This window comes from Dictyobacter halimunensis (assembly GCF_036245075.1).
Map to the genome: position 1 here is coordinate 3,062,313 of NZ_BSRI01000001.1, position 15,915 is coordinate 3,078,227.

General features: G+C 54.8%; 15 protein-coding genes. 7 read left to right on the forward strand and 8 right to left on the reverse strand.

Going from position 1 to position 15,915, the window contains the following annotated elements; genetic code table 11:
- The first annotated feature begins 309 nt into the window (after window positions 1-309).
- Both AABA21_RS12530 and AABA21_RS12535 read left to right on the forward strand, forming a co-directional pair.
- Window positions 310-1,266, forward strand: coding sequence for an ABC transporter ATP-binding protein (locus tag AABA21_RS12530; RefSeq protein ID WP_338250371.1), 957 nt, complete (start codon window positions 310-312; stop codon window positions 1,264-1,266).
- Entirely contained in the window at window positions 1,232-2,077 is an 846-nt protein-coding gene (locus AABA21_RS12535; protein ID WP_338250373.1) for a hypothetical protein, read from the forward strand. The genes AABA21_RS12530 and AABA21_RS12535 overlap by 35 nt, the downstream gene beginning before the upstream one ends.
- A 363-nt stretch (window positions 2,078-2,440) precedes the next feature.
- On the opposite strand, the gene AABA21_RS12540 is transcribed toward AABA21_RS12535, so the two are convergent.
- From AABA21_RS12540 to AABA21_RS12555, 4 genes are all read right to left on the reverse strand, one after another.
- Complete coding sequence (locus AABA21_RS12540) at window positions 2,441-3,673, reverse strand: MFS transporter (RefSeq protein ID WP_338250375.1); 1,233 nt, start codon at window positions 3,671-3,673, stop codon at window positions 2,441-2,443.
- Window positions 3,674-3,896: 223 nt separating this feature from the next.
- A complete protein-coding gene (locus AABA21_RS12545) occupies window positions 3,897-4,664 on the reverse strand; it encodes an MBL fold metallo-hydrolase (protein ID WP_338250378.1) in 768 nt (255 codons plus the stop codon).
- A 51-nt stretch (window positions 4,665-4,715) separates the two neighbouring features.
- Window positions 4,716-6,035 carry an MFS transporter gene (locus AABA21_RS12550; protein ID WP_338250380.1) on the reverse strand — a complete coding sequence of 440 codons (1,320 nt, stop codon included), beginning with the start codon at window positions 6,033-6,035 and terminating at the stop codon, window positions 4,716-4,718.
- Between the two features lie 583 nt (window positions 6,036-6,618).
- A complete protein-coding gene (locus AABA21_RS12555; protein ID WP_338250382.1) occupies window positions 6,619-7,695 on the reverse strand; it encodes an enolase C-terminal domain-like protein in 1,077 nt (358 codons plus the stop codon).
- 256 nt (window positions 7,696-7,951) lie between these two features.
- Here AABA21_RS12555 and AABA21_RS12560 point away from each other — a divergent pair, with 256 nt between their 5' ends.
- The 3 genes from AABA21_RS12560 to AABA21_RS12570 all read left to right on the forward strand — a co-directional run bounded on the left by AABA21_RS12560 (window position 7,952) and on the right by AABA21_RS12570 (window position 11,089).
- Window positions 7,952-8,983 (forward strand): alcohol dehydrogenase catalytic domain-containing protein, encoded by a 1,032-nt coding sequence (locus AABA21_RS12560; protein ID WP_338250383.1) that lies wholly within the window; start codon window positions 7,952-7,954, stop codon window positions 8,981-8,983.
- The gene (locus tag AABA21_RS12565) at window positions 8,976-9,968 is read left to right on the forward strand and encodes a Gfo/Idh/MocA family protein (protein WP_338250385.1); all 993 of its coding nucleotides are present in this window, start codon (window positions 8,976-8,978) and stop codon (window positions 9,966-9,968) included. Before AABA21_RS12560 ends, AABA21_RS12565 begins: the two co-directional genes overlap by 8 nt.
- Before the next feature lie 80 nt (window positions 9,969-10,048).
- On the forward strand, window positions 10,049-11,089 hold the full coding sequence (locus tag AABA21_RS12570; protein WP_338250388.1) for a zinc-dependent alcohol dehydrogenase family protein: 1,041 nt from the start codon (window positions 10,049-10,051) through the stop codon (window positions 11,087-11,089).
- A 243-nt stretch (window positions 11,090-11,332) separates the two neighbouring features.
- Here AABA21_RS12570 and AABA21_RS12575 read toward each other — a convergent pair whose 3' ends face one another.
- The 4 genes from AABA21_RS12575 to AABA21_RS12590 form a co-directional block, all read right to left on the reverse strand.
- Window positions 11,333-12,082, reverse strand: a complete 750-nt coding sequence (locus AABA21_RS12575) for a sugar phosphate isomerase/epimerase family protein (protein ID WP_338250392.1) — start codon at window positions 12,080-12,082, stop codon at window positions 11,333-11,335.
- Window positions 12,079-13,086, reverse strand: coding sequence for a Gfo/Idh/MocA family protein (locus AABA21_RS12580; RefSeq protein WP_338250394.1), 1,008 nt, complete (start codon window positions 13,084-13,086; stop codon window positions 12,079-12,081). The genes AABA21_RS12575 and AABA21_RS12580 overlap by 4 nt, the downstream gene beginning before the upstream one ends.
- Window positions 13,087-13,150: 64 nt before the next feature.
- Window positions 13,151-13,531 carry a cupin domain-containing protein gene (locus tag AABA21_RS12585; protein ID WP_338250396.1) on the reverse strand — a complete coding sequence of 127 codons (381 nt, stop codon included), beginning with the start codon at window positions 13,529-13,531 and terminating at the stop codon, window positions 13,151-13,153.
- A gap of 118 nt (window positions 13,532-13,649) precedes the next feature.
- Window positions 13,650-14,345, reverse strand: coding sequence for a GntR family transcriptional regulator (locus AABA21_RS12590; protein ID WP_338250399.1), 696 nt, complete (start codon window positions 14,343-14,345; stop codon window positions 13,650-13,652).
- A gap of 123 nt (window positions 14,346-14,468) precedes the next feature.
- Here AABA21_RS12590 and AABA21_RS12595 point away from each other — a divergent pair, with 123 nt between their 5' ends.
- Both AABA21_RS12595 and AABA21_RS12600 read left to right on the forward strand, forming a co-directional pair.
- Window positions 14,469-15,449, forward strand: coding sequence for an N-acetylglucosamine kinase (locus AABA21_RS12595; RefSeq protein WP_338250401.1), 981 nt, complete (start codon window positions 14,469-14,471; stop codon window positions 15,447-15,449).
- Window positions 15,450-15,660: 211 nt separating this feature from the next.
- Complete coding sequence (locus AABA21_RS12600) at window positions 15,661-15,897, forward strand: hypothetical protein (protein WP_338250403.1); 237 nt, start codon at window positions 15,661-15,663, stop codon at window positions 15,895-15,897.
- Window positions 15,898-15,915 lie beyond the last annotated feature (18 nt).

Sequence of the window (15,915 nt, forward strand, 5' to 3'; positions counted from 1 at the left end):
AACATATGGAGAACCTCTTCCGTAAAGGAGGAAGATAAGGCTTTGTATTTAGTGCGCCGGGTTACGTTTGCATTATAGAAGGCTATATTGCTTTGTGGGTCTGCTAACTATGGGCATGCAGCATAGAGGTATGGTAGATGAATTTTGTTGTGTAATATCTACTAATAATTAGTAGACCTAAAGTGCGCTCAATATGTAAATCAATGGATGTTAGAAACAAGATGCTTCGACGTTTATAAATATGCTGAGTAAATCTTATAAAAGCAGTGATAGAGCCAGAAGAGAGCTATTAATTATAAGGAGAAAAATTTGGGCAGCGATGTCGTCATAAACGTTTCACATGCGAAGAAGTATTATCGCACAGTGCATGCTGTCGAAGACATTTCCTTGCAGGTGAGAAGCGGTGAGATTTATGGTTTTCTGGGTCCCAATGGGTCAGGAAAAACGACCACTATCGGCATGATGCTGGGTCTGATCTATCCGACCGCCGGGAGCATTGAAATTTTTGGCGAGCAGATTACCCCGATGCACAACACTGGTCTGCGGCGTGTAGGAACCTTGATGGGCTCTCCGTCCATGATGATGGCATATTCGGCACGGCGCAATCTGCAGATGCTGCACCGGCTGTATCCAGAGGTTCCAGAGCAGCGCATTGACCAGGTACTGGCGATGGTGGGGCTTGGTGATATCAACAACCGCCCCGTCAAGCAATTCTCAACGGGCATGAAACAGCGGTTGGGGCTGGCCCTGGCGCTACTCGGGCAGCCTGATCTGCTGATCCTCGACGAGCCGACCAATGGCATGGATCCCGTTGGCATGCATGAGATACGCCTGCTGCTACAGAGCCTGGCCAGGCAAGGAGTAACTATCTTTATTAGCAGCCACCTGCTGCACGAGATGCAACTGATCTGCAACCGGGTCGCGATCGTGCGCAAGGGTCTGGTGGTGGCTGAAGGGAGGGTCGAAGATCTGCTGAAGACCGAGCAGATTACGCGTGTCAAAACCAGTGATTCAGAAAAAGCTGTGCGATTGCTAGGGGAGCTGGTCGATGGTCAGCGCTACCTGCATATAAATGGACCATATGTCGATGTGCAATCGGTGACGGCCGAAAAGATTATCGAGCACCTGGTTGCCCATAGCCTGACGCCATCAGAGGTATTCCCGATCCAGAACAACCTGGAAAATGTGTTTTTACAATTCGCGCAAGAGGCGGAAAAAGGAGCTGAGACGCATGCTGTGGAGAACGCTGCAGTTAGAGAAAGATAAGGTCTTCGGTCGACCGATCTTATGGATCGAGCTGGGAATTTTAACGCTGATTATCGCACTTATCGATTGTGGTCAATACATTATCGCGCAATTGTTGCCTCCCAATAGTGGGAGTAGCGTCGCGTTAACCCACTCCCTGAGCTGGCCAATGGGCCTGGTCCAATCGCCACAATTCGCCGCCTCTCATTCACTGGGTGGTATCTTATTGACGATTATCGTGGCCGTCATTACCGCCAGAGAATATTCCTGGCGCACCTTTCATCTCTGGTTAAGCCGTGGTGTATCGCGCCTGGTTCTGATCGAGGCGAAGTGCATCATCAACGTCCTGCTGGTACTCACGATGGTCATCACATCGATTCTGGTGTCTGGCATCCTCACCGCGATCCTGACGCTACTATTGCATGGCTCATTAGCGGTAGACGGGGAGAATTTGAAGACACTGGTACTTAACTTCCTGATTACCGATTATTCCCTGCTGCCATATGTTGCTCTGGCTTTTATGCTGACTATCATCAGCCGCTCATCGATCCTTGCGATTGGCGTTGGCCTGGCCTTCATACTCCTGGTTGAGTCGGTTCTCTATACAACGCTCACACTGGCAGGTGGCGTCTGGATGCATGTCGCGCAGTATCTGCCGATGGGATTGGAGGCATCTCTACAGGAGGCCACGGTGTCGAATGCGGCCCCCCCGTCCTCTTTGCAGATTCCCTACCTATCACCCGCGCTGGCCTGTGGAATGATCGCGCTCTATATCGTTGCCTTTGCGGGCATCGCCGTCTGGCGCTTTCTGCGGCAGAACTTCACGGACTAAAATGTGTCAGACACACTTTTACAGGAGATGTGCGTGAGTGCCCCCGCACGGGCGTCCGCATGCGCGGCCGCTCCTGTTTTTTGATGTTAGTGAGGCAGGGGCGCATGCGCGCCCCTGCCTCACTAACATGTAATGGACTGTTAAGTAACGCAGGTGTGCATGCGCGTCCCGAGCAGGCAGCTACATTGATTTTATGAGTTGGGGCAGCGGGGCGGATGCGTTCCTGTCTTATTAACATGTAATGGACTGTTGAGTAGCGCAGGTGCGCATGCGCGTCCCGAGCAGGTGGCTGCATTGATTTTATGAGTTGGTGGGATAGGGGCGGATGCGCCCCTGTCCCACCAACTCATTTTTTCTTTCAAATTACCTGGGCTTCACTGTGGGAGAGAGGTGGGCGCGGAGAATGGGGGTGCTGAACATGGCCACGGCCGCTAGCAGGATCTGGCCGGCCGCTGCTAGCAGCACAGTGGTGGCTGCTCCATAGTATTGGAGCAGCCACCCGGTGAGGGTGAGTCCCAGAGGAGCGAGGCCGTTGCTGATCAGGCGTGAGATGCTGTTGACGCGGCCGCGCATCTCATCTGGTGTTAGCGCGAAGCGATAGCTCATATTGACGATATTATAGATTGGGCTGACCAGGAAGATGGCGGCAAGAATGCAGCCGAGCCAGAATGGAGATGGCAGGGGAACCATGAGTAGCCACAGCAGGGCATCCAGCCAGAGCGTTCCCAGGATGATAAATGCAAAGCGCAGACGTCGCTGAATTTTATTGGCCAGCATAGATCCGAGAATGCCCCCGACTCCACCAATACTCAGAATCAGGCCGATGATGCCACTGGATGCATGGCTGTGTTGCGCGATGATAATAATGACGAGGGTCAGACCGGCGCCAAAGAAGACGTTGCCGGAGGTCACGAGCGCCATCGCGCGTAGAAGTGGCTGTTTCCATAGCCAGAACAAACCTTCAGCGATCTCTTTGAAGAGATTGTGGGCGATGGCCTCGCGCTGCTCCTGAAAGCGGGCGCGCATCAGAGACAGCGAAAAGATCGAGATCAGGTAGGAAAGCGCATCAATCAGGAAAGGCAGGAACATCTGCAGGGTAAAGAGTACGCCCCCAAGAGGGGCGCCGAGCAGATTCATAATGCCCATCGACGCCTGCGCACGCCCCATGGCGGCGGGCAGTTGTTCCTGAGAGACCACCTGGGGCAGGCACGTAACTTCCGCGATGCTAAAGAAGGTTCCCAACAGTACGTCCACAAAGCCTACGATATACAACAGTTCTATGCTGAGCCTGCCCAGCATACCCATCACAAACAGGCCGCCCATGGTTAGCAGGCGGCCCGCGTCACAGATCAGCATCACCCGCTTACGGTCCCAGCGATCAACCAGCGCGCCAGCGGGCAACACAAACACCAGATAGGTCAGTGAACGCATCGCGCTGATCAAACCAGCCTGCGCGGGCGAGTGCGTCACCGCCAGGATTAGCAATGGAAAGGCCAGTAATGATACTGCTGTACCAACATTTGATAACGTTTGTCCACTCCACAACAATATAAAGTCGCGATTACGCCAGAGGGAAGCGCCTGGTGATGCTCGCATAAGAGTGTATCTCCTCGGATAAGTAGACAGTGGTGCTAAAAACGCAGAACGTACCTGACGGTAAAGAGGAAGAGGCAAAAATAGGCGGCCCACAATGTATTTTAAATTATCGATGTGGGCCGCGCGATACCGGTGATACCGGAGGGAAAATCATCCCTTCTGAAGAACGATTTCGCCGATAGATGGTAACAGGATGAAGTATGGAGAAGGCTTCTGGCCTGGATTAGAATGAGAGTTGTGCTCCATCATCAGGGATCAATACTCGCCGCGTCAAATCCTCATCTGCCAGGCTTGCTTTCAGGGCGCTCCTGGTCAGGCGGCAATGATTGATGGTCTCCATGTGGACTGCGACTACGCGGGTGCCCGGTGCGTGGCGACAGACCTGGCGCACGTCTTCCTCATCCATCGTGATCGGTCCTCCTCCGGTGGTGTATGTGGCCGCGCCCGCGTTGAGGATGGTCACTGCAGGAGAAAAGTGGTTCAGGGCCTGTTCAACATCCGAGCACCAGACCGTATCGCCAGCGATGTAGAGAGAAGGGGATTGTTGTGATCGCAGGACAAATCCCGAGACTGGTCCCATCTTTTTGCCGAGCTCGCCCCGACCGTGTTGTCCACCGGTGCGAGAGATCTGGAGTCCGCGCCACTCCATCTGCTGCCGAACCGGGAGCACAGAGGTGAAGCCTGCCTGCTCAAAGACGGACTGATCTTCTGGCTGGCACAGGATGGGAATGTGTTTTGGCAAGAGTTCCTGGGCCGCCGCATCCCAATGATCGCGGTGCGTATGGGTGACCAGTACCCCATCAATGTGGTGCAGTAAAGCCTCTAGCTCTGCTTCAGAGAGTGGCAGTTCCACCATTGGGATGCGCCAATCGTTGCCTGCGTTGGCGATCGGCTCCATCGCCCGTGCTGGGCTGAGCATCGGATCAACAAGAAGCGTAAGGTTGTCGTACTGGACGGTAAGGGTCGCGTGGCGCAAAAAATGTATCTGCATAATATTATTTCCTTTTATAAGCGAGCCCGAAAGTCGGGGCAAGCCCGACACCTACGACGACGACGATGATGATATTGCGCGTTGTTTGAGCGTGATGGCGGCGAAAAGGGCGATAAAGAGGGCCAGGACGCCTCCGATGGCGAACGAGATCTGTGGCGTAATCACGTGGCTGACGGCCGCCTGGGTGAGCGGCGCAAGCAAGACTGCCAGAGATATTGCTGATCCACGGATACCCATCACCTGCGAACGATTTTGATCGGTCGTCGCGCTCAGGTAGGCTGTACCCAGCGCCGGAGCCAGCAGCGCGCTTCCCAATCCGGTAATGACGGCGGCGGCGATCAGGAGCGCATACTGGTGTAGAAAGAGCATGCCCAGGTTCAAAGCGGCCCCCAGGACGCATCCCAGCACGATGAGCGTCTTCTTTGGCAATAGTTCGCTGATGCGTCCCAGCAGCAGCGGGAAGATAGCTAGCGATAGACCATAGGCACTGACTATCACGCCATACTCAGCCGCATTATAGTGGAGAACCTTCTCGAAGAAGAAGGGATACTGAGGCAGGGTAAATGGATAAGTAAAGGTGATGCCGAAATCAATCAGCACAAAGGCGGCGAAGAGCCACAGTAACTTCAGCATACTCCGGGTACCTGCATCCAGGGCAGCCTTGCCCTGGCTCTGACCGTTCTTCTGTTGAGCAATGATGCTGGCGCGCACCTCCTGTGGCAGTGTCTCGGGCAGCATAAACAGGGCCAGGAGCACGGCAATCAGCGCCAGGCCAGACGTTAGCAAGAACGGGGTTGTAAAACCCCAGGACTGGTAGAGAAAGCCACCAATGCCGGGACCAAGGGCGATACCGGAGGCCTGAGCGGTCGTCATGATACCGATCCAGCGTCCCTGGCGCTCTACCGGCAGGATATCGCCGACCATAGCCATCGACGCGGGCATTAAGCCGGCGGCCAGCGCACCTTCTAAGAAGCGTACTACGATGAAGAGTGGTGGCAGATTGACAAAGGCCAGGAAGACATTGGTAAGCACAAAGCCGGCTAATGACAGCAAAACCACCGGCTTACGACCGATGCGCCCGGCCAAGGTTCCCATCGGTGTGCTGAACAAAAACATGCCCAGCCCGAATCCAGCCTCCATGAGCGCCAGTGTCTCCGCGCCCAATCCCAGCGCCTGCAAACGCTGAGGGTAGACCGGGATAATGATGCCGAAGCCGGTCATCAACAAAGCGATGCAACCCGAGAGAAAAGACAGCGTCGTCGTGACCTGTCTCTTCGGGCGCGCGGGCGGTATGAATGCTGGCGTGCTATCTAACTGTGACTCGCCGGGTGATAGATCGAGATTGCCTGTATTGATTGGGGTTCCTTGCATAAACTGCTAATCCTTTTATTACTCAACAGCGCTTTACATAATACATAGCTGTAGTGATAGCTGAAGAAGGGCACTAAAATTTAGATGGGCACAAGCATATCGTGTCATGATCATGCATGCAGACAGGACGGTGCTGAAGTGACCAGATGTACATCTATTGATGAGAGCCAGAGACATGTGTTGATGGTGGGCTCTGTGTAATTAAGAAGATATCAATTGGTAGTCCTATAACAGGAAGTGGGTTTTAAGCAAGCGTAAAAATGCTACCCGGCGATAGACACAAAGACACAGGCCACAAGCAATAGAAGAGCTACGTCATCACCACAAAGAAACGATATTCCTTGCGATCAGTACAATGGCGACGATTCTAGTGCCCGATGTTCCAGGTCATTGCCTTATTCTCCTTGATGCAAATATAACACTTGATTTCCTGTTCAGTATACCCATTTATTGGATGAGATGTCAACGGTGGCAACGCCTGTACGTGAAGGTATTCTAGCCCGCATGTTGTGATGCGGGATGGTTCGACAAAAAACCATCCCGCATCATAGGTGCATGCTCTATAGCAATAAAATTTTCATGGTTACACGCGGAGGGCGTCATCTTCCCAGGGACGTGTTCCCCAGAGGGCTTCGGAGCCGATGCCAGGCGCTGTTGGCGCGTGTACGAGGCCATGTTCATCCACATCTGGCTCGCGTACAACCGGGTTGGTCATGACGAGCGACTCATAGTAGGTGGTATTGGGGATAGCCATGCAGAGATGCTGATGGACAAGTCCACCGCCATGGACCTCCGCGCGCATCTGGAACGAGTCTGCCAGGTGGGCGATACGCATGGCCCCTGTTACACCACCCTTGAGCCCGGCGCTGGTACGCACAAAGGTGGAGCAGCCGGAGGCAATGAAATCAGCGGTATTCATGTGGGCGCCATCTGACGTTTCCGCGACGAGCAGGGGGATGCGTACTGCCACTGACAGTTGCTTATATGAGGTGATGCTGAACTCGCGCATCGGCTCCTCATACCAGAGATAGCCCGCCTCGGTCAGGGCGTGGCCAAGATAGATCGCGTCGGGCAGGTCGAAGCCGGCGGATCCATCGTACATGAGGGGAATGGCATCCCCGACATGCTTGCGCAGGGCAAGGCAGAGCTCCGCGTCTTTGCGGGCATCGCCCCAGGCATGCAGCTTGATCGCCGGATAGCCCAGCGCGAGGCATTGATCGGCCACATCGAGATATTCCTCAACCGAAGCAAAGGTGACAGTGCTGGCATAGGCCGGGATCGCGCTGCGATAGCCACCGAGAAGCTGATAGAGCGGCAGGCCCGCCACCTTGCCAGTCAGGTCCCAGAGCGCCACATCAACCACGCCCAGGAGATAGAGGGGGAGCTCCTCAATACGATCGATCTCCCAGATGCGATGCCACAACCATTCCTTCTGCAGCGGATCCTGGCCGATGAGCTCATCGCGCAAGCGACGCTCAACGATATCGTCGAGGATCTTCCCACGATTGCTTATGGCGATTCCTTCGATGCCCTCATCGGTGATCAGGCGCAGTATCCCACTGATGCCAGCTGGCTCCGATCCAGGCAGGCCAGCCCTCCAGCGAAAAGTGGGCGCGGCCGGCTGTTTGATAAGATGGACTTTCACGTCAACGATACGCATAAATACTCCTGAACTTTCTTACTATGAACTTTCTTACTATACTGACGTCGATGGTTCCTTGTATCTATAATTCCACTTGTAGCGATTTTTCTTCCATGAAAAATCGTGCTTATTGGGTGTGCTTGTTGTGGTCACAGGCGTTCATGATCTCGTCCGCTCATTGTCAGAGAAGGAGGTATAATCTGAGGTTGACGGCTGCAAATGTTGCAACCAGCAACCTCAGATTATACAATCGTACTTAAAAAGGACTTGGATCATGAATAATATTGAGGGAACAATGCGTGTTCCTTACTTCGAGGGACGAGGCATTATCAGTTTCAGGGAGAAAGCTGTGCCGGAGGTGGGACCGGGACAGCTATTGATCGCCGCTAAAGCCAATGCTATCTGTGGGTCAGAGCGTGGAGCTTTTTATGACGGTTCTACCTGTACTCCTGGACATGAGGCTGCGGGCATCGTAGTCGCCGCGGGTCCTGGTACCCATACCGAAGTAGGGACGCCCGGAGTGATCTTCCTCATGGACTACTGTAGTACCTGCCGCTCCTGTCGCCAGGGTTATACCAATCAATGTTTAATGAAACGTGGTGATATGGGGTTCAATCGCGATGGTGGCTACGGGACGTACGAGCTTGTTCATGAAGATATCTTCTTCCCCATTGATGCTGATATTCCCCTGGTAGAGGCGACGCTGCTGCTGGATATTATGGGGACGGGAGGGCATGCCATACAGCGCAGCAAGCTGGTCCACAAGGACATCGAGTCCATCGTGATTACCGGCGCGGGCCCCATTGGTCTGGCCCTGCTGGCGATGGCGAAAATTACCTTTGGCAATGAGATACCGGTGCTCATCTCCGATGTCAGCACGTATCGGCTGGCACTGGCTGAGCAATTGGGCGGGATGCCTGTGCAACTCAAAGAGAAGACGCTGCTGGAGGGGGCGAAGATGCACGGTCTGAGTTCGGTGGATGTCGCTTTTGATACCAGTGGTCGCAAGGCGGCGCGGCAAGAGGGATTGCGGTTGCTGGCGCAGCGTGGCGTACTGGTTTGCGTCGGTCATGGTGAAGATCTGCACTTACAGGTTTCATCTGACCTGATTGCCGCCGAGCGTGCCGTCATGGGGAGCGAATATTTTATCTACAAGGAATTTGCCGCCAATCTGGAGCTTTTACGCCAGCATCGTCTCTATCTGCGCCAGATTATTACGCATACCTATGATGTCGCTGAGATACAGAGTGCATTTGAACTTTTCTTTCAGGGCCAGACAGGAAAGGTTGTGGTGACGCATGAATAAGAGCGGAAAGGTCAAGGTCGCGTTGATTGGGACTGGAGGCTGGGGGAGACAGCATGCACGTATCCTTCAGGCGCATCCAGAGGTAGATTTCTGCGCGGTCGTGGGAAGAACGGCGGAAAAAGTGCAGGCGCGTGCGGCGCAGTTTGGGACTCGTGCCTATCTTGATATTCAAGAGATGTTAGATGCAGAGCAGCCGGACCTGGTGAATGTATGCTTGCCAAATCAGGAGCACTTCCAGCCGACGTTGCAGGTTATTGAGGCTGGTTATCCTCTCTTCGTTGAGAAGCCGCTGACATTCGATCTGCATGAGGCGGACACGTTGTTGGAGGAAGCGGCTAAACGCTCCCTCTTTTTCGCCATCAACTTCAACCATCGGTATGCCAGGCCGGTGCAGATGGCTGCTGAGGCAATTCGCAGCGGTCGTACTGGTGAGATAAATTTTGCCTCCTGGCGTTTTGGTGGTGAAGGGAGAAGCAATCATCCACACGCGAATTTGATCGAGACACAATGCCATGGCTTCGATATGCTCGAGTTTCTGTGTGGACCGATCGAGTCTATTATGGCCGAGATGACAGATAAGACGGGGGGCGGCTACCGTACGCTGGTGCTCGCATTGCGTTTCACCAATGGCGCGGTCGGTAGCCTGATCGGCTCCTATGATACTTCTTATGCATATCCCGATACCCATCGAGTAGAGATCAATGGAAGCCAGGGGCGTATCCTGATTGAGGATACGGTTCATCGCTATACCTATCATCGGACCGGCGACGAGCTCGGCGAGGTCTGGCAGGCGGGCTACTTCAATGATTATGAGCGTGAATTTCATCGCACCTTTGATACGCACTTTGACGCGGTAATAAAGGCTTTGAAGCAGAATGAAGCTCCTCCTGTGCACGCGGTCGCGGGACGTCGCGCGCTCCTGCTGGCTGAAGCCGCCATCACATCTTTTGAAGAAGGAAAGCGCGTGACCGTGCCATCGGTATAGAGACGAATCGTGTGGTTGAGAGCCACACTACGCATTCATGCGCCACTTGATTGTTGTAACTGAAGATAGAGAGGTTGAATATGCGAGCTGTAATCATCGACACACCTGGCAACGTTCGTGTTGGAGAGGTGCCAGATCCCATTCCATTGCCAGATGAACTGCTGATACGGGTAGGGGCCTGTGGTCTCTGTGGGACCGATCTGCATCTGATTGATGGCGATTCTCCCCTGGCTCGTTACCCGCTTGTGCCCGGTCACGAGTTCGCCGGTGAGGTCGTGGCGCTTGGAAGCAATGTGGCGCAGATGAACGAGAATGGGGAGACGCCGGGGGTGAAGGTCGGAAGCAGGGTAGCGATCGAGCCGAATCTCCCCTGTGGTCACTGCGAGCAGTGCCGTACAGGTCATGAAAATCTGTGCCTGCACTACCAGGCCTTAGGGGTCACGCGCAACGGGGCCCTGGCCGAATATGTGACTGTGCCGGTTTCGAAAGCATACCCATTACCCGATACGCTTTCGTTGCGCGAGGCGGCGCTGATCGAGCCAGTCTCCTGTGCCGTGCATGGAATGCATAGTCTTCAACCCAGGTCAGGCGATACATTTCTGATCGTGGGCGCGGGCACGATGGGATTACTGCTCTTGCAACTGGCACGGCGAGGAGGCGCCTCGCGGATCACGGTGGTGGATACCAATGAGAAGCGCCTGGCTCGGGCGGAGCAACTGGGGGCGACGCGCACGTATACCAGTATTCAGCAGGCCATAAAGGAGGAGCCAGGCGGATTCCACTGTGTCATTGACGCAACCGGGGTGGCGGCGGCGATCGAGCAGGCATTTATGGCGGTCAAGCGTGGCGGCAAATTTATGATGTTCGGGGTGGCGCCACACGAGGCCCGCGTCTCCCTTTCACCATTCCGCATCTATAACGAGGAGATCACCATCGTGGGTTCGATGGCGGTTCTGTTCTCGTTTCAAGCGGCGCTTGATCTCATCAACGCGGGTGTGATCGATACTCAGGCCATGTTGACGGCATCCCTGCAGCTAACTGACATTGAGCAGGCGCTCAGCCTGGTCCGGCGCGGTGAAGGCGTCAAAACGTTGATCCTGCCCAATGGTCAGGAGGGTTAGCGTTTTGCATCAGGAAAACCTTTCGACTCCTGCTTCCCATAGGAAGCAGGAGTCGAAAGGTTTTCTTTTCTGGCAGATGGGCTGTAAGGTTTAATACGCTCAACTCCAGGTGGACGCGTCTGTGGTGAGACGTGCGCGCCCGGGTACGGAGCCGCTTCGCGGCAAAGCCGGGGCAAGCCCAGCACCTACGATGTATATTACGATGTGTATGCGTTTATTCCGGGTGTGGCCCATGCCGGTGCTTTATCCGGCGTGGGAGGCAAGAAACGATGCGCAGGTGTCCATGGATGCGAGGAGGTCGTCCCCGCTTTCTTCATCGGCGCAGAGCCATCCCTGGTAGCCGATATCATGCAGCGCGGTGAAGACGGGGGCAAAGTCAATAGTCCCTTTTCCAAGCACTTTGAACTCATTGCTGGCAATATCCTTGATATGCATGTTATCGAGGACCGTGCGGTTCTCTCGAATGACGCCTGCGATATCATCGATACCGGACTTGACAAGGTGTGCGGTATCGATGGTTAGCCTGATTGCCTGGTCGCGTACGGCGTCGAAAAAGATGGCGAAGTCCTGGCGATACATCACCGGTTGATGGTAGTGATGGTGCAGCGATAAGATTAATCCATGCTGTTGCGCTTCTTTCCCCAGGTCTGAAAGCGTGCGCGCAAAGCCCTGAATATCGGCATGTGATAGCCCCTGCCTGGGTTGCGCATGGCAAAAGACGATTCGTTCTGATCCCACGGTCTGGGCGAAAGTGAAGAGCCTACGCAGTTCGGCGATGCCCGCTTCATCGAGCAAGCCCCCTGTAATCAAGCCAGAGGCAAGGGCGCTGGCTTTCTCTCCCCATTGATCGAGGAAGCGCTGCGGTTGGGCGATGTAGGCATGGTACTGTCCGGCTTTGAGCTGGAGACCAGCGTAGCCAACTGATTGGAAGCGCGTAAATAGTAACTGCTGCTCATCTGCATTGTTGGTAGGTTTTGAAAAAGCTTTCTTCATAGCGGTGTGCCCTCGCGGAACGTTACGGGATGCTGTGTCTCTGCTGAGCGGTAGGCGCCATCCAGGAGCGCCACCGTCTTCAGGTTATCGCGTCCGCTGTTGGCTGGTTCAGCATCCTGTTCTATCGCCGTCAACAACTGGTCCAGGCCGAGAAAGGAGGCTACTGGCTTGTTGGTGCCACGGTAGGGATTCTCCCATTGTTCACGCGGCGTCTTGCGATGGTCGCGGTCAAACAACTGCATCTGTTCATAGGTGAGGACCAGTTCACCGGTGTCTCCAATCAGAATTGTTTCCGTTCGATCCCTGGGAGAGGAAAAGCTTTCGACATAGGAGGTCAAGGTACCCCGTGAAAACTGGATCGTAATCGCTGCTTCGGTCTCTCCGGTGCATTGAATGGCCTTTGATGTATTGAGCGCGCAGGTCAACGTGGTCGCTTCATCACCCAGTATCCAGCGAAACCCATCGAACCAGTGGATGCCCATAATGGCCAGCGCGTGCCGTGGCTGCTGGATGCGCCATCCAGCGTCCTGACGCAACATCAGGTCCTGGTGTACGATAGCCGCGACATGGCCGATCTTGCCCTGCGCGACTTGCTGGCGGGCCATCTCAAAGGGATAGTGATAGCGGAAGTTCTGGTTGACCGCGAGCTTCACATGCGCCTGCTGACATGTGTCGACCATATGTTGAGCGTCCTGATAGCTATCGGCGAAGGGTTTTTCGACAAAGATATGTTTGCCGGCGGCAGCAAGCGTATCGACGACCTGCTTACGAACATGGGTCGGCGTACATACCACTGCTACATCCCATGCTGCGCCCTGGATCATCTCTTCGAGAGAAGAGAATCCCTGAGGCACGCCATACTGCTGCTGTATTTCCTGTACGTGTTCGGGAACCGTATCACAGACCGCGACGATTTGAATCCGGTCGGGATGGGGGACGTAGGCATCGAAATGCATCCGTGAAATATTTCCACAGCCAACAATGGCGATACGAAATTGCTTCATCCTTGATGTGCTCCTTTTCCCGTGTCGTTGAAACTCCTGTAACTCGCTGTCCTGGCCTCTGCTCTTACGCGATGTCATCCCCTTCGAGGCTCTGCGCCTGTCGATCAGGCGAGGAGAAGGAGACGACGGCGACGAGTGGTTCTGTGCTGGTGCATCTGGCCCAGTGGGGGATTCCACGCGGAATGCGAATGACTGAGCCGGGGGTCAGTTCGAATAGCTCATCTCCCAGCTTATGTTCACATGTGCCTGAGATAACGTAGAGTAGTTCCTCACAATTGGGGTGCAGATGCAAGGGATTGCGCTTGCCGGGCTGGATCGTGACAATGCCGAATGTCTGCTCTGCCCCCGGCATTTGCGACGCGCCGACCAGCCATGAGAGGCTTCCCCAGCCAAGCCGATCGGTGTTCTCATCCTGTACCTGTCGAATTACATCATGTTTGTCCAATGGTGACTCCTTTCGTACTGTGGATACCTGAACATAGAAATTTAATGGTAGCAGTAAAGGTTTTCTTTCCTGGCCGCAGGACATCTTATATGCTGCCATCAGGATAAAGGCAAATGGATCAAGATCGCTTCTCATCGGATGTCGCTGATGACTGGAGTAGCGCGATCATTGAGTCGCGTACGCCATCGATGTGCTCCTCCATCAGGCGAGCCGCCTGATCGGCATCGCGTGCTTCCAGCGCGGCCAGAATCTGTGGCCGTTCCAGCGCCGTACGCGCGACGACCTGGGGGTCCTGATTGGCGCCCAGACGCACAATCTGGATCTGACGTTTGAGGCGATCGAGTGACGCGATCAGCACCTCATTGTTTGACAACCGGGCGATTGTATCGTGGAAACGCGCATCGGCAGTGCTGTATGCCGCCAGATCTCCCTGGTCCCGTGCCTGCTGGGCTTCATCCAGGATCGCGCGAATCCTGTGCAGGTCCTCCTCCGTGAGTGAAAGGACGGCCAGGCGCGTAGCCAGTCCCTCCAGGACTTTGCGTACCATGTACAGGTCGTTTACCTGTTTGGCCGTGAACATACGCACAAAGTTGCCGCGATAGGGGCGACGTTCGACCAGTCCCTCTTCGACGAGCGTCGCGATCGCCTCGCGCAGGGGCGTCCGGCTGACTGCCAGGTCCTGTGCCAGTGAGCGTTCATCGAGTTGTGCCCCGGGTGGGATACGGCCCGATGCGATCAGGTCGCGCACTTTATAGTAGATGCGTCGGTTGAGGGTATGATGCTCCTGTTCGTTCACCATGGTGCCTTCATCCATCGTGTACCTCCCGTACGGAACCATGTGTCTGGTATATTGTATATTGTATATTATATATTCTAACATGAAGTTATGTGCATGACCACCTTCATTGGAACTGATCGCGATTTAGAAAGGTTTCGTATGTTTCCTCCACAGAACCAGATCTCTGGCAAAGAAATAGCGCACGATTTTTTCCTTGGCCTGGATAGCGGTGGCAGCAAAACGTATGCCACGATTGTTGATGCCGAAGGGAAGGAGGTCGGACATGGCCTGGCCGAAGGTTCCAATTTTACGCAGGTGGGACTGGAGGTGGCGACGCAGCGTATGCGCGAAGCGATCGAAGCGGCGGCGCGGGCGGCTGGCTGTTCGCTGCCGGTCGGAAAAGCCTGGTTAGGCGTGGCCGGTGTGGCGCGGCAGGAACATATTGATGCGCTGCTGCCCAAGCTGAGTTCGTGCGCTGAGGTGATACACATCACGAATGATGCGGAACTGGGTCTATGCGCACTGGAGCAGCGGGTTGGTGTGGCCGTCATTGCCGGAACCGGCTCGATCGTGCTGGGACGTAACGCGGAGGGGCGCAAGGCGCGGGCCGGTGGTTGGGGGTATCTATTGGGGAATGAGGGCAGTGGTTATACCATCGGGCAGAACGCGTTGGTTGCCGCGCTGCAATTCGCCGATGGCCGTGGTCAGCCGACAGCTCTGCTGGATCTTATTTTGCGCGAGTGGCACTTAAGCAGAGTTGGAGAGGTTATCAGCCAGGTGTACGCGCAGGCGGGAAGAGCTACCGTCGCGCGCCTCTCGCGTATCGTGTTTGAGGCGGCCCGAGCCGGGGACCAGATTGCGCAGGATATTATAGAGCGCAACGCTTATGAACTGGCGCGCACCTGCAACGCGGTCTGCTCGCGCCTGGACTTTTCTCGCTCGGGTGTGCCGCTGGCGCTTGTTGGCGGCCTGTTTGTTCACGAGATTCCTTATCGTGAACGCGTGCTGGATCACATCCGCGAACGCACTCCATTAGCCAGGATAGAGATTGTGTCCGCGCCATCTCTATGGGCGGCCCGTGCCGCGCGCGCTTTGCCGCTGGTTGAGCACCTTGCCGATGCACAGAGCCAGCCCTCTTGAGCAGATCTCTCTGATGGCCAGCGAGGCGCTTCCAGCCAGAGCATGATTTTTGGCTGGAGGGCTTCTGTAAATCAGCAAATGTTGGTATACTTATATGTAATGACTCATATTCCTATTCTCGAGCAAAACGCTTTTCCTGGAAGTCGTTGTCGGGATCGCCTGCATGCGCAGGCGATTCATAAGGACTTTCTTTTTGAAAGAAGGAAGCATCATGTCTCGGTTTATCCGGGTGTCCTTACTTGGCACCATTCTTCTTGGCGTGCTGGTCGCCTGGAGGCGCCTGACGAAATCAGGCAAAATGACGACACGGCATTCTATATCGACTTCTCCTGATAAGGTTTTGGACTATTGGAGTGCGGACAAAATGCGCCAGGCGCAACCTGCCACAATGCCGAAGGTCGATGCTCTCGACCAGGATAAACATCATCCAAAGACGCCTCGTTCGTAGCGGGCGTGATGAAAGAGA